This window comes from Pseudomonas sp. NPDC087358 (assembly GCF_044900785.1).
GTDB lineage: Bacteria > Pseudomonadota > Gammaproteobacteria > Pseudomonadales > Pseudomonadaceae > Aquipseudomonas.
Genome location: NZ_JBJDOA010000007.1, coordinates 227,085 through 250,208, shown reverse-complemented (window position 1 = coordinate 250,208; position 23,124 = coordinate 227,085). Strand labels below are relative to the sequence as shown.

The 23,124-nt window shown below is 61.1% G+C and carries 21 protein-coding genes; 8 read left to right on the top strand and 13 right to left on the bottom strand.

Going from position 1 to position 23,124, the window contains the following annotated elements:
* Positions 1–28: 28 nt before the first annotated feature.
* Positions 29–1,615: a glutamate--cysteine ligase gene (gene gshA / locus ACI2KS_RS18295; RefSeq protein ID WP_404622384.1), complete on the top strand. Its 1,587-nt coding sequence runs from the start codon at positions 29–31 to the stop codon at positions 1,613–1,615.
* 169 nt (positions 1,616–1,784) lie between these two features.
* Here the strand turns inward: gshA and argA are convergent, their stop codons facing one another.
* Together argA and argE are read right to left on the bottom strand one after the other, a co-directional pair.
* Positions 1,785–3,083, bottom strand: a complete 1,299-nt coding sequence (argA, locus tag ACI2KS_RS18290) for an amino-acid N-acetyltransferase (protein ID WP_404622383.1) — start codon at positions 3,081–3,083, stop codon at positions 1,785–1,787.
* A gap of 127 nt (positions 3,084–3,210) precedes the next feature.
* The gene (argE, locus tag ACI2KS_RS18285) at positions 3,211–4,359 is read right to left on the bottom strand and encodes an acetylornithine deacetylase (protein WP_404622382.1); all 1,149 of its coding nucleotides are present in this window, start codon (positions 4,357–4,359) and stop codon (positions 3,211–3,213) included.
* A gap of 167 nt (positions 4,360–4,526) precedes the next feature.
* Here argE and ACI2KS_RS18280 point away from each other — a divergent pair, with 167 nt between their 5' ends.
* Positions 4,527–5,894, top strand: coding sequence for an inorganic triphosphatase (locus ACI2KS_RS18280; RefSeq protein WP_404622381.1), 1,368 nt, complete (start codon positions 4,527–4,529; stop codon positions 5,892–5,894).
* 108 nt (positions 5,895–6,002) lie between these two features.
* Here ACI2KS_RS18280 and ACI2KS_RS18275 read toward each other — a convergent pair whose 3' ends face one another.
* Positions 6,003–6,473, bottom strand: coding sequence for an Lrp/AsnC family transcriptional regulator (locus ACI2KS_RS18275; protein ID WP_404622380.1), 471 nt, complete (start codon positions 6,471–6,473; stop codon positions 6,003–6,005).
* Positions 6,474–6,640: 167 nt separating this feature from the next.
* On the opposite strand from ACI2KS_RS18275, the gene ACI2KS_RS18270 reads away from it, so the two are divergent.
* Positions 6,641–6,985: a hypothetical protein gene (locus ACI2KS_RS18270; protein WP_404622379.1), complete on the top strand. Its 345-nt coding sequence runs from the start codon at positions 6,641–6,643 to the stop codon at positions 6,983–6,985.
* Positions 6,986–7,097: 112 nt separating this feature from the next.
* The gene (locus tag ACI2KS_RS18265) at positions 7,098–8,882 is read left to right on the top strand and encodes a GspE/PulE family protein (RefSeq protein ID WP_404622378.1); all 1,785 of its coding nucleotides are present in this window, start codon (positions 7,098–7,100) and stop codon (positions 8,880–8,882) included.
* 182 nt (positions 8,883–9,064) lie between these two features.
* On the opposite strand, the gene ACI2KS_RS18260 is transcribed toward ACI2KS_RS18265, so the two are convergent.
* Together ACI2KS_RS18260 and ACI2KS_RS18255 are read right to left on the bottom strand one after the other, a co-directional pair.
* Positions 9,065–10,111, bottom strand: coding sequence for an L-idonate 5-dehydrogenase (locus tag ACI2KS_RS18260; RefSeq protein WP_404622377.1), 1,047 nt, complete (start codon positions 10,109–10,111; stop codon positions 9,065–9,067).
* A 14-nt stretch (positions 10,112–10,125) separates the two neighbouring features.
* Positions 10,126–10,896, bottom strand: coding sequence for an SDR family oxidoreductase (locus tag ACI2KS_RS18255; RefSeq protein WP_404622376.1), 771 nt, complete (start codon positions 10,894–10,896; stop codon positions 10,126–10,128).
* Positions 10,897–11,061: 165 nt separating this feature from the next.
* Here ACI2KS_RS18255 and ACI2KS_RS18250 point away from each other — a divergent pair, with 165 nt between their 5' ends.
* From ACI2KS_RS18250 to ACI2KS_RS18235, 4 genes are all read left to right on the top strand, one after another.
* Positions 11,062–11,952 (top strand): LysR family transcriptional regulator, encoded by an 891-nt coding sequence (locus ACI2KS_RS18250; RefSeq protein ID WP_404622375.1) that lies wholly within the window; start codon positions 11,062–11,064, stop codon positions 11,950–11,952.
* Positions 11,953–12,189: 237 nt separating this feature from the next.
* Positions 12,190–13,143: an SPFH domain-containing protein gene (locus tag ACI2KS_RS18245; RefSeq protein WP_404622374.1), complete on the top strand. Its 954-nt coding sequence runs from the start codon at positions 12,190–12,192 to the stop codon at positions 13,141–13,143.
* 3 nt (positions 13,144–13,146) lie between these two features.
* Positions 13,147–13,593 (top strand): NfeD family protein, encoded by a 447-nt coding sequence (locus tag ACI2KS_RS18240; protein ID WP_404622373.1) that lies wholly within the window; start codon positions 13,147–13,149, stop codon positions 13,591–13,593.
* Between the two features lie 77 nt (positions 13,594–13,670).
* Positions 13,671–13,988 (top strand): DUF2388 domain-containing protein, encoded by a 318-nt coding sequence (locus tag ACI2KS_RS18235; protein WP_404622372.1) that lies wholly within the window; start codon positions 13,671–13,673, stop codon positions 13,986–13,988.
* An 84-nt stretch (positions 13,989–14,072) separates the two neighbouring features.
* On the opposite strand, the gene gcvH is transcribed toward ACI2KS_RS18235, so the two are convergent.
* The 8 genes from gcvH to ACI2KS_RS18195 form a co-directional block, all read right to left on the bottom strand.
* Positions 14,073–14,456 carry a glycine cleavage system protein GcvH gene (gene gcvH / locus ACI2KS_RS18230; RefSeq protein WP_404622371.1) on the bottom strand — a complete coding sequence of 128 codons (384 nt, stop codon included), beginning with the start codon at positions 14,454–14,456 and terminating at the stop codon, positions 14,073–14,075.
* 67 nt (positions 14,457–14,523) lie between these two features.
* Entirely contained in the window at positions 14,524–15,603 is a 1,080-nt protein-coding gene (gcvT, locus tag ACI2KS_RS18225) for a glycine cleavage system aminomethyltransferase GcvT (RefSeq protein WP_404622370.1), read from the bottom strand.
* Between the two features lie 155 nt (positions 15,604–15,758).
* Positions 15,759–17,375 (bottom strand): ABC transporter permease, encoded by a 1,617-nt coding sequence (locus tag ACI2KS_RS18220; protein WP_404622369.1) that lies wholly within the window; start codon positions 17,373–17,375, stop codon positions 15,759–15,761.
* Positions 17,376–17,505: 130 nt separating this feature from the next.
* Positions 17,506–18,507 (bottom strand): extracellular solute-binding protein, encoded by a 1,002-nt coding sequence (locus ACI2KS_RS18215; protein ID WP_404622368.1) that lies wholly within the window; start codon positions 18,505–18,507, stop codon positions 17,506–17,508.
* A gap of 148 nt (positions 18,508–18,655) precedes the next feature.
* A complete protein-coding gene (locus ACI2KS_RS18210; RefSeq protein ID WP_404622367.1) occupies positions 18,656–19,876 on the bottom strand; it encodes a 2-octaprenyl-3-methyl-6-methoxy-1,4-benzoquinol hydroxylase in 1,221 nt (406 codons plus the stop codon).
* A 49-nt stretch (positions 19,877–19,925) separates the two neighbouring features.
* Positions 19,926–21,113 (bottom strand): 2-octaprenyl-6-methoxyphenyl hydroxylase, encoded by a 1,188-nt coding sequence (gene ubiH / locus ACI2KS_RS18205; RefSeq protein ID WP_404622366.1) that lies wholly within the window; start codon positions 21,111–21,113, stop codon positions 19,926–19,928.
* Positions 21,110–22,444 carry a Xaa-Pro aminopeptidase gene (gene pepP / locus ACI2KS_RS18200; protein WP_404622365.1) on the bottom strand — a complete coding sequence of 445 codons (1,335 nt, stop codon included), beginning with the start codon at positions 22,442–22,444 and terminating at the stop codon, positions 21,110–21,112. The genes ubiH and pepP overlap by 4 nt, the downstream gene beginning before the upstream one ends.
* An 80-nt stretch (positions 22,445–22,524) precedes the next feature.
* Positions 22,525–23,076, bottom strand: a complete 552-nt coding sequence (locus tag ACI2KS_RS18195) for a YecA family protein (RefSeq protein WP_404622364.1) — start codon at positions 23,074–23,076, stop codon at positions 22,525–22,527.
* Positions 23,077–23,124 lie beyond the last annotated feature (48 nt).

Below are 23,124 nucleotides of genomic sequence, written 5' to 3'. Positions count from 1 at the left end.
GGCCGACTGACGCGTGAAGGAATCCAACTTGAGCGAACTTCTCAACCGCCGCCTGGCTTTGCTCGGCGAGCCTTCTCACCTCTCCCTTCTGGAGAAGTGCTTGCATGGTATCGAGCGTGAATGCCTGCGCGTTACAGGCGAAGGACGTCTGGCCCAGACACCGCACCCTGAAGCCTTGGGCTCTGCGCTGACCAACGAACAGATCACCACGGATTATTCCGAGTCGCTGCTGGAGTTCATTACCCCGGCATTGACCAACCCGGCCGATACGCTGGAAAGCCTGGAGAAAATCCATCGCTTCGCCTACAGCAAACTGGGCGGTGAATACATCTGGAGCCCCTCGATGCCGTGCCCGCTTCCGGCCGAGGAAGACATCCCGATCGCCTATTACGGCACCTCGAACATCGGCAAGCTCAAGTACGTCTATCGCCAGGGCCTGGCGCTGCGCTACGGCAAGACCATGCAATGCATTGCCGGTATTCACTACAATTTCTCGCTGCCTGAAGCCATCTGGCCGGTGCTCAAGCACAACGTTGCCTTCGAAGGCAGCGACCGTGACTTCCAGTCCGAGAGCTACATCGGGCTGATTCGCAACTTCCGTCGTTACAGCTGGCTGCTCATGTACCTGTTTGGCGCTTCACCGGCGCTGGATGCGGGCTTCCTGCGCGGGCGCTCGCACCAACTGGAGCAGTTCGACGCGGACACGCTGTACCTACCCTACGCCACCAGTCTGCGCATGAGCGATCTGGGCTATCAGAGCAACGCCCAGGCCGACCTGACGCCGTGCTACAACGATCTGTTGACCTACACCGACAGCCTGCGCAAGGCCGTGGCAACTCCTTACGCGCCTTATGTGGAGATCGGCACGCACAAGGATGGCGAGTGGATTCAGCTCAACACCAACGTCTTGCAGATTGAAAACGAGTATTACTCGACGATTCGTCCCAAGCGCGTCACCTATTCCGGCGAGCGCCCTATCCAGGCACTGGTGGCCCGAGGCGTGCAGTACGTTGAAGTGCGCTGCCTGGACATCAACCCGTTCCTGCCGGTGGGTATCGACCTGCAACAGTCGCGCTTCATCGACGCGTTCATTCTGTTCTGCGCCCTGCAGGAAAGCCCGCAACTGGCTGACTGCGAATGCGGCAACGCCAGCAGCAACTTCCTGACCGTGGTCAAGGAAGGTCGCCGCCCTGGCCTGCAATTGAGCCGCAACACCTCGACCATCGACCTGAAAGTCTGGGCCGAGGAGCTGCTGGACAAGATCGAGCCTATCAGCCGCTTGCTGGATCAGAGCCAGGGCATCGAGGAGCACGCCAAATCACTGGTCGCCCAGCGTGCAAAAGTTGCGGATATCTCGCTCACCCCATCGGCCCAGGTGCTGGCTGCCATGACCGAGCACGAGGAAGGCTTTACCGCGTTTTCCATGCGCCAGGCGCGGACCCATGCCGACTACTTCCGCAGCCGGCCGCTGAGCGCCGAGGATCAGGCCAGCTTCGAAACCAAGGCTCGTGAGTCGCTGGCCCAGCAGTCAGAACTGGAACAGACCGAGGAGCCGGTGGATTTCGACACCTTCGTCGGCGCGTATCAGGCGAGCATCCTGGCGATCAGTAATTGATCCGATGAGTGAATAAAAAACGGCGTGCCAAGGCACGCCGTTTGTTTATCTACAACCCCACATCACTGTAGGAGTGAGCTTGCTCGCGATGGACGTTACGTCAGGTGCCAGCGATGGACCGGCTAACAGCAATCGCGAGCAAGCTCACTTCTACGGGGCATACTGTGTATCAGATCGCTTTCTCGAAAATCTTCGAATTACGCTGGTAGTTGTACAGCGACGCCCGCGCACTGGGCAGGCGGTCGACGCTGCTGGGCTCAAAACCACGTTCGCGGAACCAGTGCGCGGTACGGGTGGTGAGCACGAACAAGGTTTTCAGGCCCTGCGCCCGCGCACGCTCCTCGATGCGTTCGAGCAATTCGTCGCCGCGCCCGCCATGGCGGTATTCAGGATTGACCGCAAGGCACGCCAGCTCGCCAGTCTCTGAGTCAGCAATCGGATACAGCGCCGCACATGCGATGATCATGCCTTCGCGTTCCACCACACTGAACTGCTCGATCTCGCGCTCCAGCACTTCGCGGGAGCGGCGCACCAGAATGCCCTGCTCTTCGAGCGGGGTGATCAGATCGATCAAGCCACCGACGTCACCAATCGACGCCTCGCGCACCAGTTCGAACTGCTCCTGCGCCACCAGCGTACCGCCGCCAGCACGGGTGAACAGCTCCGACAGCAGCGCGCCGTCTTCGGCATAACTGACGATATGGCTGCGCGCCACGCCCCCGCGGCAGGCCTGAGCGGCCGCATCGAGCAGTTCAGCCTGATAGTTGTTGCCCAGCCGCTGCAGATGCGCGGGCACCTGCTGAGGACGCAACTCGCGCACCAGACGCCCCTGCTCATCCAGCAGACCGGACTCGGCGCCGAACAGCAGCAGTTTTTCCGCACCCAGGTCGATGGCGGCGCGGGTGGCGACATCTTCGCAGGCGAGGTTGAAGATTTCGCCGGTCGGCGAGTAACCCAGTGGCGAGAGCAGCACGATCGAGCGCTCATCGAGCAGGCGGTTGAGACCCTTGCGGTCGATCCGGCGCACTTCGCCGGTGTGCTGATAGTCGACGCCCTCGAGCACGCCGATCGGACGCGCGGTGACGAAATTGCCGCCAGTCACGCGCAAACGCGAGCCTTGCATCGGCGAGGCGGCCATGTCCATGGACAGACGCGCTTCGATAGCAATACGCAGGGCCCCGACCGCATCGATCACGCATTCCAGCGTGGCGAAGTCAGTCACGCGCATATCGCGGTGAAAATGCGGGGTCAGGCCGCGCGCTTGCAGGCGGCTTTCAATTTGCGGACGGGAGCCGTGAACCAGCACCAGGCGCACGCCCAGACTGTGCAACAGCACAAGGTCGTGCACGATATTGCCGAAGTTGGGGTGCTCAACACCGTCGCCCGGAAGCATGACGACAAAGGTGCAATCGCGGTGGGCATTGATGTAGGGAGACGCGTGGCGGAGCCAATTTACGTAATCGGGCATATCCGAAAGAGCCTGCAAGAAAATGGACGAAGGGTGAAACACTCACGACGGCATGAGCTTTATCGTCGGAACAGGCATCGCAACACGCGTACTCTCCTTCTGGGCTGGTTTTTCAGGTGGCGCCGACTCATGCGGGAGTCAGGCAGTAATGTTCGATCAACTGACGCAATAGACGCACAGTAGGCTGCAAACGTGACATTTCGAGATACTCGCCGGGCTGATGCGCGCAGGCAATGTCACCCGGCCCCAACACGATCGTTTCGCAACCAAGGCGCTGAAGATAAGGCGCTTCGGTGCCAAATGCCACCGCTTCAGCCGTATGACCTGTCAGACGCTCGGCAACGCGCACCAGTTCCGCGTCGGCGCTCTCCTCGAATGGCGTCACCTCGGAGAACAACGGGGCGTAGTTGATCTGGACCTGATGCAACTCGGCCAGCGGCTGCAATTTCTGCCGAATCGCGGCGCGGAGCATTTCCGGCTCCATGCCGGGCAACGGCCGCAAGTCAAACTCCAGCGAGCATTGGCCACAGATGCGGTTGGGATTGTCGCCGCCGTGGATGCAGCCGAAATTCAGGGTTGGCTGGGGCACGCTGAACTGCGGATTGCGATACTGGGCTTGCCATTGCTGGCGTAGCCCCTTGAGCTCGCCGATCGCGTCGTACATCGCCTCAAGGGCGCTGTGGCCCAGGCTGGGATCCGACGAATGGCCGCTGCGCCCGAGAATCTCGATGCGCTCCATCATCACGCCCTTGTGCAGACGAATCGGCTTGAGACCCGTGGGTTCGCCGATAACCGCCGCACGCCCAAGCACTCCACCGGCTGCCGCCAGCGCCTTGGCGCCGGACATCGAGCTTTCTTCATCGCAGGTGGCGAGGATGATCAGCGGCTGCTTGAAAGGCTGACCCAGCAATGGCTGCAGGGCCTCGATGGCCAGCGCGAAAAAACCCTTCATGTCGCAGCTGCCAAGGCCCACCCAGCGGCCGTCGACTTCGGTGAGCTTCAGCGGATCGGTCTTCCACAGGGCATCGTCGTAAGGAACCGTGTCGCTATGCCCGGACAGCACCAGGCCGCCGGGGCCGGAACCGTAGGTTGCCAGCAGATTGAATTTGCCCGGACTCACTTGCCGGATGTCGCAGGAAAAACCCAGATCTCCCAGCCAACCGGCCAGCAGATCAATCACCGGGCGGTTGGATTGATCCAGCGAGGGTTGCGTGCAACTCACCGATGGTGCGGCGATCAGGGCCGCGAACTGCTCTTTCATGGACGGCAACGGCATAAGCGACTCCTCGGTACAGGTACGACATGCGACCCATCATAGGGTCATTGGACAGCATGAATAAACCGTCCAGGGTGATGTCCTGTACACTGCACGACCCACGCAGCTGTGTCGATTCCGGCTGCGTACCCTGTTTATCAGCGATAGAGCGCTTGGATTCTCCGGCCATGCACAAAGAAACCGAAATCAAACTCCGCGTCAGCCGCGAAACCCTCATTGCCCTGCGCGAGCACCCGTTGCTGAAGAAGCGCAACAAAGGTGGCTGGGAACGCCTGGAGCTGTTCAATCAGTACTTCGACACCCCCGAGCGCGAGCTGGCTCAGGCCAAGGTCGCCTTGCGCCTGCGCCGCGACGGCGACGCGATCATCCAGACCCTCAAGACCCGCGGCCAGAGCGTTGCCGGCCTGTCTGAACGCAACGAGTACAACTGGGACCTGGCCAAGGCCAAGCTGGACCTGAAGAAGCTCGACGGCGAGTGCTGGCCGGAGCAACTGGCGGAGCTGGACAAAAAAACCATCAAGCCGCTGTTCACCACCGATTTCGTCCGTGAAAAAGCCGAGATTTCCTGGGGTCGCGGCAAGTCCAAAGTGGTCATCGAGGCCGCTCTGGATCTGGGTAACGTCATCGTTGGCAAGCAGAAAGAAGAAATCTGCGAGCTGGAGCTGGAGCTGCGCGAGGGAGACCCTTCGGCGCTGCTGGAGTTGGCCGCAGAGCTCGCCGAGAAACTGGCATTGATGCCTTGTGACATCAGCAAGGCCGAGCGCGGCTATCGCCTGTTCGACGCCAGCAGCTACTCGATCAAGTTGCCAATGCCGGAACTGCATCCCGAGATGTCCGTGGACGACGCCTACAGCGCGCTGGCCTGGTACCTGCTGGGCAGCAGCCAGCGACTGGCCGAGCAATATCGCTTCAACGGTCATTGGAGCCTGCTGCAGGACTGGGTCGAAATGCTCGCCGAGTTGCGCGCCCTGACCGGCAGTCTGGGTCAGGCGGCACCACGCGCGACCACTCACGATCTGCGCGCGGCCCTGGATGCCTTGCTCGAAGACTGGCGTACGCTGGTTCACGCCGGCCAGGAAGATGCCGACGTTCGCGCTGCCGCCCATGAGCAGTTCATTGAAGAACTGGACGACACCCGTTGGGGCCTGTTCTCCCTGACCACCTCGCGCTGGCTGATGGCGCGCAGCTGGACGGTGGAGCGCAACAACCGTGGCAATCGCCAGGGTAACGCCATGCTCAGCAGCTGGGTCCCGCGTTTCCTCGGCGATGAGGCGACTGCTCTCAACCTGCCGCGCTACCAGAATCAGCCTGAAGATCTGGCAGAACAGCTACCGCGTATCGAGCGCATTCAAGTCTGGCTGCACCACGCCCGTCAGACGCTGGACCTGCCCGAGCTTGATCGTCTGTACGGCGAGCTGAACAAACTCGAGTTGCTGGCTCACCAGGACATCAGCGACGAAGTCCTCGAAGCCCGCGTACAACAAACCATCACCGTGCTGCAGAGCCGGGCGTGGAAGACATTGTTGAAGCTCTAGGCAATACCTGTAGCCGTCCGGCTTGCCAGCGGTGGCGCTAAAATCGCACCGCCGGCAAGCCGCACTCCTACAAGTGATCAGGCGTGCTTGCTGCAGCGCCCGCCCTCCTCACTTCGAAATCGGCAAACTGGTGGTCGACTTGATTTCCGACAACGCCACCGTCGAATTCACCTCCTGAATCCCCGGCACCAGCGACAGCTTCTCGAAGAAAAACCGCTCGTACGCTTCGATGTCCGGCGTGACGATGCGCAGCAGAAAGTCCACCGAGCCCATCAGCACATAACACTCCAGCACTTCGGGAAAGCCGCGAATCGCCTCGGTGAATTCGGTGAAGTTGGACCGACCGTGGGCATTGAGTTTCACCTCGGCAAAAATCTGGGTATTGAGCCCGATTTTCTTGCGATCAAGCAGCGTCACCTGGCGCCGGATAACCCCTTCATCCTTGAGCCTTTGAATCCTGCGCCAGCATGGCGACTGGGACAGTCCTACCTGCTCGGCGATCTGCGCGCTGGACAACGACGCGTCCTCCTGCAACAGCGCCAGAATCTTGCGATCGTAGACATCCAGCTCTATTTGCATAATCTATTTCCATAAACGTCTTAATACGCATTAACAAGTCATACAAGACTCGAATCGGCCGATCATGGACCAGATATTTCTTTTTTGCCATGCAAGAATCTCCCTCACTCAAACAGCTCGTCACTGACCTTGATGAACGCTGCGGTGACGAAAACAGGAGAGTCAGCATGCACCTCGAAACAGTCCGCAACGCCCAGCTTCGTCCAGACGCATGGTCGGTGAATAATGCCCACTGCCGGTCCCGCTACCAGATCCTTGCCGAGGCCGAACCAGACCTGATCTGCCGGGTGCTGAACCTGCTTGCGATGCAGTATCTGATTCCGCAACAAGTCAGCGTGCTGCAGCAGGAAGGCATGCTGATGATCGAGGTTGAGGTGGACGGGATGGCCTGGCATCGCGCCCAGGTCATTGGCGAAAAAATGCGCAACCTGATCAGCGTTTGTTCAGTGGATCTGGAACCGATCGGCGATTTTCACGTCCTATCCGAGCCCGTCTCACTCGCTGTCGGTTGAGCGCGCCGAAAATATTGGCAACGCTTGGCTACCTGCAGGACGCAACAACTGGCACGCTTGGGACTACTCTTGCTTATTCACGAAGTAAGCCGTCTCGTCCAAAGGAGCCCGCATGTCCGTCCTTGCCCCATCTTCCCAGGACCGCTGGCTGGATCTGAATGAAGTGCTGCGCGATCTCGTCGCGCAGGGATACCTCGATCAGGACAATGCCGAATACGCATTGACCTTGCGCCGTACCGCGCAGAACCTGCAAACCCATCCGCTGGAATTCGTCGCCGCCCAGCAGTTCGACAATCCCAAGCGCCCAGGCAAGAAACTCGACCTGGAAACGCTCACCGCCTGGTTGGCCGAACAGGCCGGTCAGCCGTACCTGCGCATCGACCCGTTGAAAATCAACGTTGCCGCCGTCACACCACTGATGTCCTACGCCTTTGCGCAGCGCCACAAGATTCTCGCGGTGGCGGTGGATCGCGAAGCGGTGACCATCGCCAGCGCGCAACCCTACGTCAAGGCGTGGGAAGCCGACCTGATTCACGTGCTGAAGATGCCGATCAAGCGCGTGGTCGCCAATCCGGTGGATGTGCAAAAGCTGGCAGTGGAATTCTATCGACTGGCAAAATCGGTCAGCGGCGCCAGCGCCACCGATCAAAAAGTGAGCAACCTGGGCAATTTCGAGCAACTGCTCAAGCTCGGCGCCAGCGATCAGGAGCCGGACGCCAACGACGCGCATATCGTCAACATCGTTGACTGGCTGTTCCAGTACGCCTACCAGCAGCGTGCCAGTGATATCCATATCGAACCCCGTCGCGAAGCCGGCACCGTGCGCTTTCGCATCGACGGCGTGCTGCACAACGTCTATCAATTCCCGCCGCAGGTGACCATGGCCGTCACCAGCCGCCTGAAAAGCCTTGGCCGGATGAACGTTGCCGAGAAGCGCAAGCCGCAGGATGGCCGGGTCAAGACCAAGACCCCCGATGGCGGCGAAGTGGAACTGCGGCTGTCGACATTGCCCACTGCGTTCGGCGAAAAAATGGTCATGCGGATTTTCGATCCGGAGGTGCTGCTCAAGGATTTCGACCAATTGGGCTTCTCGGGCGACGACCTGCGCCGCTGGGAAGGCATGACCCATCAGCCCAACGGCATCATTCTGGTGACCGGCCCGACCGGTTCGGGCAAGACCACCACGCTCTACACCACGCTCAAGAAGCTGGCGACCTCAGAGGTCAATCTCTGCACCATCGAGGACCCGATCGAGATGGTCGAGCCGGCCTTCAACCAGATGCAGGTGCAGCACAACATCGACCTGTCGTTTGCCAGCGGCGTGCGCGCATTGATGCGACAAGACCCGGACATCATCATGATCGGCGAGATCCGCGATCTGGAGACCGCCGAGATGGCGATTCAGGCGGCACTTACCGGTCACCTGGTGCTGTCGACCTTGCACACCAACGACGCGCCAAGCGCAATCAGCCGGCTGCTGGAACTGGGTGTACCGCACTACCTGCTCAAGGCGACGATTCTCGGGGTAATGGCCCAGCGCCTGGTGCGTACGCTGTGCCCGCATTGCAAGGCGCCGATAGAGATCGACGAGGTTGACTGGCAGACGCTGACCCGTCCGTGGCAGGCACCGGTGCCTGCCGGCGCCCAGCGTGCGGTGGGATGCGCCGAGTGTCGCGATACCGGCTACCGGGGACGCGCCGGGGTATACGAGATCATGCTCATGTCGGACGCAGTGAAATCGCTGATCACCGCCGACCTGGACCTGACGGCGCTGCGCCGGCAAGGCTTCAAGGACGGCATGCGCAGCCTGCGGCTATCGGGCGCGCAGAAAGTCGCCGCAGGGCTGACCACGATGGAGGAAGTGCTGCGCGTGACCCCGCAGAGCGACCAGCGCTGAAAATCGAGCTTCTGCCCCAAAAGCGTAGGAGCCCAGCTTGCTGACGATCTGCTGGGCACCGGCAGCAGAACCAGGCGACGTAGTGCGTCAGGCAGAGCGCGTTTTTCCTGTACTGCTGCCGGTTTCCGGCAGATCGCCGACAGGCCTGGCCCCCAGGGCCTGCGGCCGGAATCAAGAGCCCGTTATTCCTTCACCCCGAAATCCAGCACCACCTTCATCGCCTGCTGCTTGTCCCCGGCAAGCTCGAATGCCTGCACCGCGTCGTTGAAGGGAATGGTGTGGGAAATCACTGGCGTGACATCGATCACCTTGCGATTGAGCAGATCGACCGCCTGCGCGAACTCAGGGTGGAAGCGGAAAGTGCCGCGAAGATCGATTTCCTTGCCAACCACCAGATTCAGCGGAATCGACACATCGCCTCCCAGCCCGACGGTGACCACGATCCCGCGCGGCCGAATGCAGGTCAGGCCATCGCGTAACGCCTGCGCGCTGCCGGAGGCTTCGAACATCACATCAAAATGACCTTTGTCAGCGGTATAGCGCGCCAGCGCTTGAGGTTCGTCATTGAGGTTGTGGGTCTCACTGGCGCCCATTCGCCGCGCGCAGAGCAGCGCGCTGTCGCTCAGATCCACCGCGACAATCTGCAACGCGCCCGCGGCTCGCAGACTGCCAATCAGCAGGTTGCCAATCGGCCCGCAGCCAGTGACCAACACCCGCTTGCCGAACACGCCGCCGGCGCGCTGGATCGCGTGCAGCCCAACCGACAGCGGCTCGGCCAGAGCGCCCTCAGCCAATGTGGTAGTCGGCGCCAGCAAGTGCGCCTGGCTGGACTCGATCACCAGTGTTTCGCGGAACGCACCCTGGATATGCGGGAACGGCATGGCGCTGCCGTAGAAGCGCATGTTCAGACAATGATTGAGCATCCCCTCGTGGCAGAATTTGCAGCCACCACACGGGCGCGAAGGCGAAACGGAAATGCGTTGACCCGCGCTGAAGCCACCTTGCGGGTCTCCCACCTCCTCGATCACTGCCGAAATTTCATGGCCCAGCACCATCGGCTCCTTCAGACGCACCGCGCCGAAGCCTGCGTGCTGGTAGTAATGCAGGTCCGAACCGCAGATACCGCCCCGCGCGACACGAACGCGCAACTGGCCAGGCTCAAGCGCTGGCGCGTCGCTTTCGGCCTGGACGCGCAGGTCTTTGGGGGCGTGGCAGACAATGGCTTGCATGTGGGTTCTCCGGATCACAACGACGCCGTGATGGCGCCATCGACGTAAAGAATGTGGCCGTTGACGAAGCTGGCAGCATCGGAGGCCAGGAACACCGCGGCGCCGGCCAGCTCCGATACCTCACCCCAACGACGACTGGGGGTGCGATTGACCAGCCAGTCGCTGAATTCAGGGTTGGCCACCAGGGCGGCATTGAGCTCGGTCTTGAAGTAGCCAGGGCCGATGCCGTTGACGTTCAAACCGAACTGCCCCCAGTCAATCGCCATGCCCTTGGTCAGCATCTTCAGCGCGCCCTTGCTCGCGGCATAGGGCGCGATGCCCGGCCGGCCCAACTCACTCTGCACCGAGCAAATATTGATGATGCGCCCACGGCCTCGGGGAATCATGCAGCGAGCCACGGCCTGACCGACAAAAAATGCACTGTCCAGATTGGTCCGCATCAGCTCGTGCCAGTCCGCTGCGGTGAACTGCGCCAATGCTCCGCGACGCTGAATGCCGGCGTTGTTGACCAGAATCTCCAGCGGCCCGACACGCGTTTCGATGTCCTGCACCGCAGCGGCGACAGCCTCGATGTCGGTGACATCAAAGCACTGAGTGTGGACGTCGTGACCCTCGGCGACCAGCACCGCAGCCGCTGACTGCAGCGTATCGGCATTGCGCCCGTTGAGGATGACCCTGGCGCCCGCCTCGGCCAGGCCGCGAGCGATTGCCAGACCAATGCCGGCGCTGGAACCGGTAATGAGCGCGGCCCTGCCGTCGAGACGAAAGCTTTGCAGAACAGACATAGTTGATTCTCCGGTTTGTGCGGCGTTGATCGAATCACCGGTTGTGATGATTCATCGGTACGCTCATCATCCTGCTGGGATGGTACTTCAGCGCAAACCTCGGGCACCGTCCAATGGTGATTGATGATGTCCTGATCACGGATTTTGATTACTCAGGAAGACTTCGTGGAACTCAAGCATTTGCGGGCCTTTGTCACCTTGGCGCAGGAGCTGCACTTTGGTCGTGCGGCGCAACGACTGGCCATCGTGCAACCAGCCTTGAGCATGCAGATAAAAGCCCTTGAGGCCTGGCTGGGGGTTCGTCTGCTCGACCGCAACCGCCACTCGGTGACGCTTACGGAGGTGGGTCGGCTGTTTCTCGATGAAGCGCGCGCGACACTGCATCAGGCGCAGCATTCGGCCGACGTGGCCAGAGGCCTGGGACGCGGAGAAACCGGGCGAATTCGCCTGGGCTTTGTTTCATCAGTATTGCCGCAATTGCTGCCGATGCTGATTCGTCAGGCACACCAGCGCTACCCCGGCATCACCCTGGAACTCAAGGATATGCCCGGTCCCGACCAGATCCGGGCCCTTAAAAGCGGCCAGTTGGACTTCGGTCTGATGCGCCTGCCAGCTCCGCACGCCGGGGTGCAGACCCAGGTCGTGCTGCGAGAAACGATCATTGTCGCGCTGCCTGCCGATCATCCACTGACCGCGCATTCGGTGATCGAAGCCGCAATGCTGGCTCAATTGCCGGTGCTGATGCTGGCCCGACGGTATGCAGCGGGCTTTCATGACGGGCTGCTACGGGCTATCGCCGAGCAAGGCGGCAAGCTGGAAGTAGCGGACGAACTGGGAGAGTTCACCACCATGCTGGCACTGGTAGCGGCGGGGCTGGGCATCGGTCTGTTGCCTCATCACGCAGGCCGCGCCTTGCCGCCAGACGTAGTGTCGCGGCCCTTGCAGCTAGGCGATTATCGGGCAGTGACAGGCCTGGCCTGGGCGTCACTGGACACCGCGCTGAAGACCACCGTCTTCAATCTGATGCGCGAGCTATTCTTCACCACAGAGCCTTAGCGGTTTGATCGTGGCCACGCTCCGCGTGGGAATGCCTGACGCTGCGCGTCGCCGTCGGTTGAACGCAGAGCGTCCGCAGCGGCGTTACCAGGCGCAGCGTGGGAAGGATCATTGACGAGGCTGTGCTGCCTCCCCGAAGAGCTTTTTTGAAACAACAAATATTCGCAGAGCGGATTGCGATCACCGTACTCTCTGCCGGATCGTCTTTTCACCCGCAATCATCAACAGGGATTGGTTATGCAAATCGGTAGTGTGGTTCTGCTTTTCGTCGCGTTGGCCATTGCCATCGTGTTCATGGGCTTCAAGGTCGTGCCCCAGGGTTATCAGTGGACCGTGGAGCGTTTCGGCCGCTACACCAACACCCTCAAACCCGGGTTGAATATCATCGTGCCGATCGTGGACCGCATCGGCCACCGGATCAACATGATGGAAACCGTGCTGGATATCCCGCCCCAGGAAGTCATCACCTCTGACAACGCCACCGTGCAGATAGACGCCGTATGCTTCTACCAAGTGGTCAATTGCGCCCAGGCGGCTTACGAGGTCAACAACCTGCAACATGCGATCCGCAACCTGCTGCAGACCAACATTCGTACCGTGCTCGGCTCCATGGAGCTGGACGCCATGCTCAGCCAGCGCGACGGGATCAACGAGCGTCTGCTGCGCATCGTCGATGAAGCCACCGCGCCGTGGGGCATCAAGATCACCCGCATCGAGATCAAGGACATCAGCCCGCCGGCTGATTTGATGGCGGCCATGTCCGGCCAGATGAAAGCCGAACGGATCAAACGCGCGCAGATTCTCGAGGCCGAAGGCCTTCGCGCTTCGGCGATCCTCACTGCCGAGGGCAAGAAACAGGCACAGATTCTTGAAGCCGAGGGCGAGCGTCAGGCGGCGTTCCTGGAATCCGAAGCCCGCGAACGGCAGGCCGAAGCCGAGGCCCGCGCAACGCAGGTGGTGTCCGAAGCGATTGCCGCTGGCGACGTGCAGGCCATCAATTATTTCGTTGCGCAAAAGTACATCGACGCGCTGGGCAAGCTGGCCTCGGCCAACAACAGCAAAGTGGTTCTCATGCCGCTGGAAGCGAGCCAGATGATCGGCGCCATCGGCGGCATTGGCGAGATCGTCAAGGCAACCTTCGACAAGGGCACTCTCGACAAGAGCAGGGCCGAAACCGGCAAGCGAGTCTGAGCCATGTGGGACTACCTGCAACACCTGTCGTTCTGGGACTGGCTGGGGCTCGGCACCGTGCTGCTTATCCTGGAGGTGTTCGGCGCAGGCGGTTATCTGTTGTGGATAGGCGTGGCGGCTGCCGGCGTCGGCATTCTTACTTACATCATTCCGGCCATGAGTTGGGAGCTGCAGTTTCTGCTGTTCGCCGTGCTCTCGGTTCTGACCGCGTTGTACTGGTGGAGGCGCCAACGCAGCGTGCTGCGCAAGTCCGATCAGCCGGGCCTGAACATGCGTGGCTCGGAACTCATTGGCAAAACCTTCGTGGTGCATGACGCCATCGTCAGCGGGCGCGGCAAGATCAAGGTGGGCGACGGTGTATGGATGGTGGTGGGCCCCGACACGCCGGCGGGAAGTCAGGTGCGGGTGATCGCGCAGGACGGCGCTATTTTGAGGGTCGAAGTGGTTTGACCCCGGGCGGCAATGGAACTGAATCATGTCCGGGCATATCAAACCGTTTCAGAACAACCAAAGTCGGAGTACCCGTCATGCGTGTAAAACTTGCTGTAGCCACGTTAGCGTTGCTTTCCCTGCCGATCGGTTCAGCAATGGCTGACGGCTTTCTGCGCGACGTCCTTTCGTCTGGCGCAACCACTGGCTCCACCTACCTTACTTTCCGGCATCACAAGCTGATCGTCGCGGCACAGGATGACGCTGGCAGCTTCGTCGCCAGCAATGGTGATATCCGTGGGCCGTATCTGGAAGCGGCCATGGATCAGGTCCGCAAGGACAATCCCGGCCTGAAAGCCTCGGACATGGATCTGGCCAATGCGATTCTGGCCAAGAACCTCGTCGCCGAGCAGTAACAGCAAGCCGGTCATAAACAAAAATGCCGCTGGTTTCAGCGGCATTTTTGTTCGTGCGAGAAAGTGCGCAGTTTGCGCCCGTGCTTACTCGCCGATGGCGGTTTTGTAAGCTGCAGCGTCCAGCAGCTTGGCCAGGTCGGCCTCGGCATTGGCTGGCTTGAGCTTGAAGATCCACGCGCTGTAAGGCGCATTGTTCAGCTCTTCTGGGGCACCGCCCAGGTCTTCGTTGACTTCAACCACTTCACCGGCAACCGGTGAATAGATATCGGAAGCGGCTTTTACCGATTCCACCACGCCGGCAGCGTCACCGGCTGCGAACACCTTGCCGATTTCCGGCAGCTCAACGAATACCACGTCGCCCAGCGCTTCCTGCGCATGATCGGAGATACCGACAACAATCAGATCACCCTCTTTTTTTGCCCATTCATGGCTTTCGGCAAAACGCAGCTCGGCGGGAATATCACTCATGTCTTTATCCTCTCTACATCATCAGGTCAGCGGAGAAACCCGCCAGGGGTTACTTATGAAATATGGGTCAGATCAGCGCCTTGCCGTAACGTACGAACGTCGGCTGCACCACTCGGACCGGGTACCATTTGCCGCGAATTTCGACTTCGGCACGGTCAGCGGTGGCCATCGGAACGCGCGCCAGGGCAATCGACTTGCTTAGCGTAGGAGAGAAACTACCACTGGTAATCTCTCCTTCGCCAACTTCCGCTATTCGGACGACCTGATGCGCGCGCAAAACACCTCGCTCTTCAAGCACCAGCCCGACAAGCTTGGACGCGATACCCTCTGATCGTTCGGCTTGCAGCGCAGCCCGACCAATGAAATCGCGATCCTTGGGCGACCACGCTATGGTCCACGCCATATTGGAGATCAGCGGCGAAACCTGCTCGTCGATTTCCTGCCCATAGAGATTCATGCCCGCCTCCAGACGCAACGTATCGCGCGCCCCAAGGCCAATCGGCGAGATACCCGCGCCAACCATGTCATTGAAGAAACTGCAGGCCTGATCGCTTGGCAGAATGATTTCCAGCCCGTCCTCGCCGGTATAGCCGGTGCGCGCAATGAACCAGTCACCTTCCTGCCGGCCCTCGAAGGGCCTGAGCGTGTGGATGAGCTCTGCGCGGTGTTGAGTCACCAGTTCGGCGATTTTCTGCCGGGCGTGGGGGCCCTGAATCGCCAGCATGGCCAGTTCGGGTCGATGAGTCACCTGCACGTCGAAGTCGCCAACATGAGCGCTCATCCAGGCCAGATCCTTGGAGCCGGTGGCGGCGTTGACCACCAGTCGGTACCCCTCGTCGGTCAGGTAGACGATCATGTCGTCGACGATGCCGCCCTGGGTGTCGAGCATCGCGCTGTAGAGCGCCCGCCCAAGCTGCAATCTGCCAACATCGTTGGCCAGCAGATACTGCAGCCATTGCGTGGCCTGACTGCCTGAAACGTCAAGGACATGCATATGCGACACGTCGAAAATCCCACAGTCACGACGCACCTGGTGGTGCTCCTCGACTTGTGAACCGTAGTGCAACGGCATATCCCAACCACCAAAATCAACCAGCTTCGCGCCGAGCGCGAGGTGCAGGTCAAAGAGGGGCGTACGCTGTCCCATGGGTTTCTCCTTCCGGGCTTGGCGAAGACGTGGTCAATCGCATCACTCGCAAATCCCCCATGACTTGGGGTCTGGAACCTTTGTTAACTTGCGGAAATGTCTGACAGACCACGTCGATTGCGGCGCATTGTAGCCGCAAGGTTGTGACCTCGCACCTAGGCGATCGGTCTGGCCGAACGTCTGATCAGGCCAATGACCGGTAGTAAACCGACAATCACCAGCGTAAGCGCGGGTAAGGCGGCTCGCGCCCACTCACCCTCGCTGGTCATTTCGAAGATCCGCACGGCCAGCGTGTCCCAGCCAAACGGGCGCATCAGCAAGGTGGCCGGCATTTCCTTGAGCACGTCGACGAAGACCAGCAGCCCGGCACTCAAGGTGCCGGGCACCAACAACGGCAGATAAATCCTGTAAAACAAACGCGGCCCGCTGACCCCCAGGCTACGGGCGGCTTCGGGCAATGACGGGCGAATGCGCGACAGGCTGTTTTCCAGCGGCCCATAGGCCACGGCAATGAAACGCACCAGATAAGCCAGCACCAACGCGGCAAGACTGCCCAGTAGCAGAGGCTTGCCTGCGCCGCCAAGCCAGCTCGAAAGCGGCACCACCAGCTCTCTGTCCAGATAACTGAATGCCAGCATGATCGAGACGGCCAGCACCGACCCCGGCAGGGCATAGCCGATATTGGCCAGACCCACCCCGGTGCGTATTGCCCGCGTCGGCGCCAGGCGGCGGGCAAATACCAGGATCATCGCGACGCAGACCGTGACCAGCGCTGCGATACCCCCCAGATAGAGTGTGTGCAGGATGAGGCCGGTGTAGCGCTCGTCCAGGTCGAATCGGCCACGCTGCCACACCCAGACCAGCAACTGCAGCAGCGGGACCACGAACGCACAGGCGAACACCAATCCACACCAGAGGCTGGCCGCAAACGCCTTGAGCCCATGCAGGCGGTACAGGGCCTTGACCCGTGGCCGCTCGTTGCCCGGGCGACTGGCGCCCCGGGCGCGATGTTCGCCGTACAGCACCAGCATCACCGCCAACAGCAGCAGACTCGCCAGTTGTGCTGCGCTGGACAGACTGAAGAAGCCGTACCATGTCTTGTAGATGGCGGTGGTGAAGGTGTCGAAATTAAACACCGAAACAGCGCCGAAGTCGGCCAGGGTTTCCATCAGCGCCAAGGCTATGCCCGCACCGATAGCGGGTCTCGCCATCGGCAGCGCCACGCGCCAGAACGCCTGCCAGGGTGTTTGCCCCAGAATCCGCGCCGCCTCCATCAGGCCCCTGCCCTGGGCGAGAAAGGCGGTGCGGGCAAGCAGATAGACATAGGGATAGAACACCAGCACCAGGACGATGATTACCCCGCCGGTCGAGCGCACGCGAGGCAGACGCAGGCCAGTGCCGAACCATTCACGCAGCAAGCTTTGCACGGGACCGGCGAAGTCGAGCAAGCCAACGAAAACGAACGCCAGCACGTAGGCAGGGATGGCAAACGGCAGCATCAATGCCCAGTCCAGCCAGCGCCGCCCCGGGAACTCACACAGCGCCGTGAGCCAGGCCAGACTGACACCCAGCACGGTCACCCCGGCGCCCACCCCAACCACCAGCGTGAGGGTGTTGCCCAACAATCGTGGCATCTGGGTTTGCCACAGGTGCGACCAGATCTGCTGATCGATGGTCTGCCAGGACAACAGCAACACGCTGAGCGGCAAGAGCACCAGCGCGGCGATGGAAAAAACCAGGGGGTACCAGCGACGCTGGGCGGGATGGGCCAAGGGGGATTCTCGGTTTTACGTAGATCCAGACGTGTAGGAGCGAGTTTGCTCGCGATTGCGCCGTGTCAGGCCGATTGCGGCGCAACAGACGCAATCGCGAGCACGCTCACTCCTACAGTGGGGTGGGGTGTCAGTTCCAGCCAGCGCGATCCATCATGCGAATCGCCTCGGCCTGACGCCGCCCGGCCACTTCGACGGGGATGGTGTCGGCCTTGAATGCTCCCCAGCTCGCGACCTCTTCAGACGGCGCTACCTTGGGGTTGGCAGGGAATTCCTGGTTGGTGCCGGAGAAAATCGTCTGCGCCTCAGGCCCGGTCATCCATTCCACCAGAGCCTTCGCGGCTTGCGGATGCGGTGCGTAGCGGGTCAGGCCGATACCCGACAAATTCACGTGCACCCCGCGATCCGACTGGTTGGGCCAGAACAACCGCACCGCCAGATCAGGGTTCTGTTTGTGCAGGCGACCGTAGTAGTAAGTATTGACGATGCCGACGTCGCACTGCCCGGCGTTGATCGCTTCAAGCACCGCGATGTCATCCGAGAACACATCGGTGGACAGATTGTTGACCCAGCCTTTGAGGATTTTCTCCGAGGCTTCGGCGCCGTGGGTTTCGATCAGGGTGGCGGTCAGTGACTGGTTGTACACCTTCTTGGCAGTACGCAGACACAGACGCCCTTCCCACTGCTTGTCCGCCAGCGCTTCATAGGTGGTCAAGTCTTCGGGTTTGACCCTGTCGGTCGAATAGGCAATGGTCCGCGCTCGCAGGCTCAAGCCCGTCCAGGCGTGGGTCGAGGAGCGGTATTGCACAGGAATATTGGCGTCGATCACCGGCGAGGTGAAGGGCTGCAGGATCCCCATCTGTTCGGCCTGCCACAGGTTGCCGGCGTCGACGGTGAGCAGCAGGTCAGCGGTAGCGTTCTGGCCCTCGGCCTTGATGCGCTGCATCAACGGCGCTTCCTTGTCGGTGATGAACTTCACCTTGACGCCGGTCTTGGCGGTGTAGGCATCGAACACCGGCTTGATCAGCTCATCGATACGCGAGGAATACACCACCACTTCATCAGCGGCCTGGGCGGTACTGCCCAGCAGGGGCAGTGCCAGGACAGCCAATATACGCTTGCTCGCCTGCATGCTGAGGTCTCCTGATTACGAGAGAGAGGGCAAAATGAGGCGAAATGGTAGTGAATCGCATCTGGCATCTCAACCGAAGTCCGGACTGAGCAGTTACCAGATGTTGCAGGGGCTCATGACGGACATCTGGTGAGAGACTGGCTGGCGTTCAGATCCTCGCCAACTCCGGTAGATCACCGGTCAGCCCAAGCGCCTGGCGCACGAACATCGCCTTGGCTTCGGCGGATTGATCGACCATCTTCAGCCCCGTGTTGCGCAGCCAGCGAACCGGCAGCGGGTCAGCCTGGAACAGGCGCTCGAAGCCCTCCATTGCCGCCATCAGCGCCAGGTTATGCGGCATGCGCCGACGCTCGTAACGGCTCAGCACCTTCGGATCAGCCAGACGCTCGCCGCGCTCGACCGCGCTGTGCAGCACTTCGGCCAAAACAGCCGCATCCAGAAACCCGAGGTTCACGCCTTGCCCGGCCAGCGGGTGAATGGTGTGCGCGGCATCGCCGATCAGCGCCAGTCCTTCAGCCACGTAACGCTTGGCATGACGCTGGCGCAGCGGCACGCACAGTCGCGGATCAGCCGAAATCACCTGCCCCAGGCATCCTTCGAAAGCCTTTTCCAGCGCTCGGCAGAACACCTCGTCGTCGAGTTTCATCAAACGCTCGGATTCTGCGGGCGTCACCGACCAGACGATCGAACACCAATGCTCGCCTTCGCGTTCAAGCGGCAGGAAAGCCAGCGGACCATCATCGGTGAATCGCTGCCAGGCGGTTTTGCAGTGGGATTGCGCCGTGCGCACGCTGGTGACAATGGCGTGGTGCATGTAGTCCCATTCGCGGGTCGCCGTTCCAGTCATGCGTCGGACCGTTGAATTGGCGCCATCGGCAGCCACCACCAACGGTGCACGCAAGGTCCGGCCATCGGCCAGAGTCAGCAGCCAGTCATCGCCTGAGCGGCGCATCTGCTCAAGCCGCGCATTGGCTAACAGGCCGATATCGCAGTCGTGCAGACGCTCGATCAACGCGTCCTGAACGACCCGGTTTTCAACGATGTGCCCCAGTACCTGGGCATGCACGCTTGCGGCAGAGAAATGCACCTTGCCGGTTCCGCTGCCGTCCCACACATGCATCTCGCCATACGGACTGGCGCGACGTGAAACGATGCCATCCCATACGTTCAGACGCTCGAGGATGCGTTGACTGGCAACCGACAAGGCGCTGACCCTGGGTTCGAACGCTGCTTCGCGGTCGAACGGCTTGACGCTCAATGGGCTGCCATCGACCAGCAGAATGTTCAATCCGCTGTTTTGCAGCGCCAGCGCAAGCGCGCTGCCGACCATTCCGGCCCCGACAATCAGCAGATCTGCGCGCGTTTCCATGCTTTAAATCGTTCCCGCGAGTGGCAGTCGCCACTGATGAATGAAGGGGTTAGACATCGGCGCGCGTCCCCAGGCCCATGGCCTGACGGGCGAACCAGCTCTTGGCCGACGGCAGCAGGTCCAGGCCGAGCAAGCCGATATTGCGGCCGGCAGTGATCAGCGGCTGCTGACTGCCGAACAGGCGCGTGACCTGGTCAGAAAAGCCGACCGTGAGCTTCTGATCAAGACGCTGCCGGTCCCGATACGCCTGCAATGTCGCCAGATCGCCCGGCAGCGCATCGCTGGCAAGCAAGGCCTCCGCCAGCGAGGCCGCATCGCGTAACGACAGGTTAAAGCCCTGCCCGGCAATCGGGTGCAGGCTGTGGGCGGCATTGCCCAACACGACCAGGTGCGAGCGCACCTGCTCTTCGGCTTCAATCAGCGACAGCGGATAGGTATGACGCACGCCGACCTGCTTCAACGCACCCAGACGATAGCCGAACACGCCCTGCAGCTCATTGAGGAAGCTGCGGTCATCCAGTGCCATCAGACGCTGCACCTCATCTGCCTTGCGCGTCCAGACCAGCGCACAGCGGTTTTCCGGCAGCGGCAGCAAGGCCATCGGGCCTTCGTCAGTGAAGCGCTCAAATGCTTGTCCGCAATGGGCCTCACTGGGCGTGATGTTGGCGATGAGGGCGCTCTGGTCATAGGGCGTGGAGCGCACGCCGATGCCCAACTGCTCGCGCAGGCTGGAGCGACCGCCATCGGCGAGCACCGCCAGGTCACAGTCCAGCTGGGTTTCGTCGTTCAGGGTCAGGCGATAACCATCGGCCAGCGCCTGCATGTGTTTCACTTCGGCGGGTACGCGCCAGCTGACCACGTCCTTGTCCAGCCCTTGCCACAGGCATTGGCCAAGCCAGGCGTTTTCCACCACGTAACCCAACGCTGGCACGCCTTCCTCCATTGAGGACAGACGCGCGGCACCGAAGCGACCTTTGTCGGACACCTGGATTTGCAGGATGGGTTCGGCACGTCGGCTGATCTGCTGCCAGAGGCCCAGTCGTTCGTAGATCTGACGTGCGCCGAACGACAACGCCGACGAGCGCGCGTCGTAGCTCGGCTGATAGGTATCGCCCGGTGCAAACGGTTCGATCATGACAATCTTCCAGCCTCGGGCCTTGGCCCCGGCCTGCAACGCCAGCGCAAGGCTCGCTCCGACCAGGCCGCCGCCCACGATTGCCAGATTGAAGCGGCTCATGCAGCTTCGGTCCGCGCAGCCGCCATCAGCGCTTCGATGGCGGCGACCGATTTGGGAACATCAACGGTGAGGATCTCACAGCCTTTTTTGGTCACCACGACATCGTCCTCGATTCGTACGCCGATACCGCGCCATTTCTTCGCGACATGCTGATTGTCCGGCGACACATAGATGCCGGGCTCGACCGTCAGCGCCATGCCGACCTCCAGCACTCGCCATTCACCACCAACCTTGTACTCGCCAACGTCGTGCACATCCATGCCCAGCCAGTGCCCGGCGCGATGCATGTAAAACGCCTTGTACGCTTCATTGGCGATCAGCTCATCGACGGCTCCCTGCAGCAGGCCGAGTTCCACCAACCCGCTGGTGATCACTTGCACCGTTGCCTCATGGGCCTGGTTCCAGTGGTTACCCGGCTTGATGGCCGCAAATGCCGCCTCCTGCGACTTGAGTACCAGCTCGTAGATGGCCTTCTGTTCGGCGGAAAACTTGCCGCTGACCGGAAAGGTGCGGGTGATGTCGCTGGCATAGCAGTCGATCTCGCAGCCGGCGTCGATCAACACCAGGTCGCCATCCTTCAACGGTGCGTCGTTCTCTTGGTAATGCAGGATGCAGGCGTTGCGGCCAGAGGCGACGATCGACCCGTAAGCCGGCATCTTCGCCCCACCCTTGCGAAACTCGTAGTCCAGCTCCGCTTCCAGGCTGAACTCGTGCAGCCCGGCGCGGCTGGCCTGCATCGCCCGGACATGCGCCCGCGCGGAGATCTGCGCAGCCTCGCGCATGACTTTCACTTCTGCCGCCGATTTATACAGACGCATGTCGTGCAGCAAGTGATCCAGCGCAACGAACTCATTGGGCGGTTGCGCGCCCAGATGCGCCTTGGAGCGGATGACGTTGATCCACTCCATGACATGGCGGTCGAATTCAGGGTTGTTGCCCATGGACGAGTAGACCCGGTCGCGACCTTCGATCAAGCCGGGCAGGATGTCGTCGATGTCGGTGATGGGAAAAGCATCGTCGGCGCCATATTGACTGATCGCCCCATCCTGTCCGGCCCGCAGCCCGTCCCACAGCTCACGCTCCGGGTTGCGCTCGCGGCAGAACAACACGTACTCGCCGTACTCCCGGCCAGGGATCAGCACGATCACCGCCTCAGGTTCGGGAAAGCCGCTCAGGTACTGGAAATCACTGTCCTGACGGTACACATGTTCAACATCACGATTGCGAATGGCCACGGCAGCCGCCGGCAGGATGGCGATGCTGTTGGGCTCCATCTGCTCCATCAAGGCTTTGCGACGACGGGCGTATTCGGCTTTCGGGATATGGATCATGGGCAACTACGGTCCTCCAGAGGTGCGCTCCGGTCATCGACGCGGGTGGCGGCAACAACCGGATCGGCAACGATGAGCAATCAGTGCAAAGACGGTTTGGCTTCAGGCGCGGCTTTTTTGTTGAACTCGGTGAACAACAGTAGCGGGGCGACACGCAGGTACTCCATGACTTCCATGTAGTCGCTCTCGCCGTCTTCGGACTCTTCCAGAGCGTCCTGGATCTGGGCGATGGCCGCCAGGTCCTGCAGCACGTCGCGGGCATCATCGCTCAGCGACTGACTGCCGACCCGGGCGAAGCCATTGAGGAAACCCTGGCACCACTGGCCGATCGCCACGGTACGATCGGCCAAAGGCTCATCGTCACCGGGCAGCAGCAGGACGACGGCGATGTCGTCGCCGGTGAGTTCGTTTTTCACCATCTCCTGCAAGCCGATCAACGCCTGACGGACGTTGGCCTCAGGCTGTGTTTCCAGGAGCAGGACAGCATCGGCAATCCAGTCATCGGCGTCGAAGCCGGCACCGGCACAACTGCGACCCAGCAACAGGCCCTGCAGCTCGGCAGGAGAGACAGGATGACCGCTGCTTTCCAGCAGGGTGGCGAATGCGTTGTACGGGGAATTCTGTTTAGGCATGGGCAACTAGGCGCCAAGCGGCGCAATGTCTAGAATGAAGGCCTTGTA

Coding starts and splice junctions, on each gene's coding strand:
- ACI2KS_RS18265 (WP_404622378.1), top strand. CDS start 7,098: ATGTCCGTCCTTGCCCCATCTTCCCAGGACCGCTGGCTGGATCTGAAT.
- ACI2KS_RS18215 (WP_404622368.1), bottom strand. CDS start 18,507: ATGCAGGCGAGCAAGCGTATATTGGCTGTCCTGGCACTGCCCCTGCTG.
- ACI2KS_RS18235 (WP_404622372.1), top strand. CDS start 13,671: ATGCGTGTAAAACTTGCTGTAGCCACGTTAGCGTTGCTTTCCCTGCCG.
- ACI2KS_RS18195 (WP_404622364.1), bottom strand. CDS start 23,076: ATGCCTAAACAGAATTCCCCGTACAACGCATTCGCCACCCTGCTGGAA.
- ACI2KS_RS18245 (WP_404622374.1), top strand. CDS start 12,190: ATGCAAATCGGTAGTGTGGTTCTGCTTTTCGTCGCGTTGGCCATTGCC.
- ACI2KS_RS18255 (WP_404622376.1), bottom strand. CDS start 10,896: ATGTCTGTTCTGCAAAGCTTTCGTCTCGACGGCAGGGCCGCGCTCATT.
- pepP (WP_404622365.1), bottom strand. CDS start 22,444: ATGATCCATATCCCGAAAGCCGAATACGCCCGTCGTCGCAAAGCCTTG.
- gcvT (WP_404622370.1), bottom strand. CDS start 15,603: ATGGGACAGCGTACGCCCCTCTTTGACCTGCACCTCGCGCTCGGCGCG.
- ubiH (WP_404622366.1), bottom strand. CDS start 21,113: ATGAGCCGCTTCAATCTGGCAATCGTGGGCGGCGGCCTGGTCGGAGCG.
- ACI2KS_RS18280 (WP_404622381.1), top strand. CDS start 4,527: ATGCACAAAGAAACCGAAATCAAACTCCGCGTCAGCCGCGAAACCCTC.
- argA (WP_404622383.1), bottom strand. CDS start 3,083: ATGCCCGATTACGTAAATTGGCTCCGCCACGCGTCTCCCTACATCAAT.
- ACI2KS_RS18260 (WP_404622377.1), bottom strand. CDS start 10,111: ATGCAAGCCATTGTCTGCCACGCCCCCAAAGACCTGCGCGTCCAGGCC.
- ACI2KS_RS18240 (WP_404622373.1), top strand. CDS start 13,147: ATGTGGGACTACCTGCAACACCTGTCGTTCTGGGACTGGCTGGGGCTC.
- ACI2KS_RS18270 (WP_404622379.1), top strand. CDS start 6,641: ATGCACCTCGAAACAGTCCGCAACGCCCAGCTTCGTCCAGACGCATGG.
- ACI2KS_RS18275 (WP_404622380.1), bottom strand. CDS start 6,473: ATGCAAATAGAGCTGGATGTCTACGATCGCAAGATTCTGGCGCTGTTG.
- gcvH (WP_404622371.1), bottom strand. CDS start 14,456: ATGAGTGATATTCCCGCCGAGCTGCGTTTTGCCGAAAGCCATGAATGG.
- ACI2KS_RS18210 (WP_404622367.1), bottom strand. CDS start 19,876: ATGGAAACGCGCGCAGATCTGCTGATTGTCGGGGCCGGAATGGTCGGC.
- argE (WP_404622382.1), bottom strand. CDS start 4,359: ATGCCGTTGCCGTCCATGAAAGAGCAGTTCGCGGCCCTGATCGCCGCA.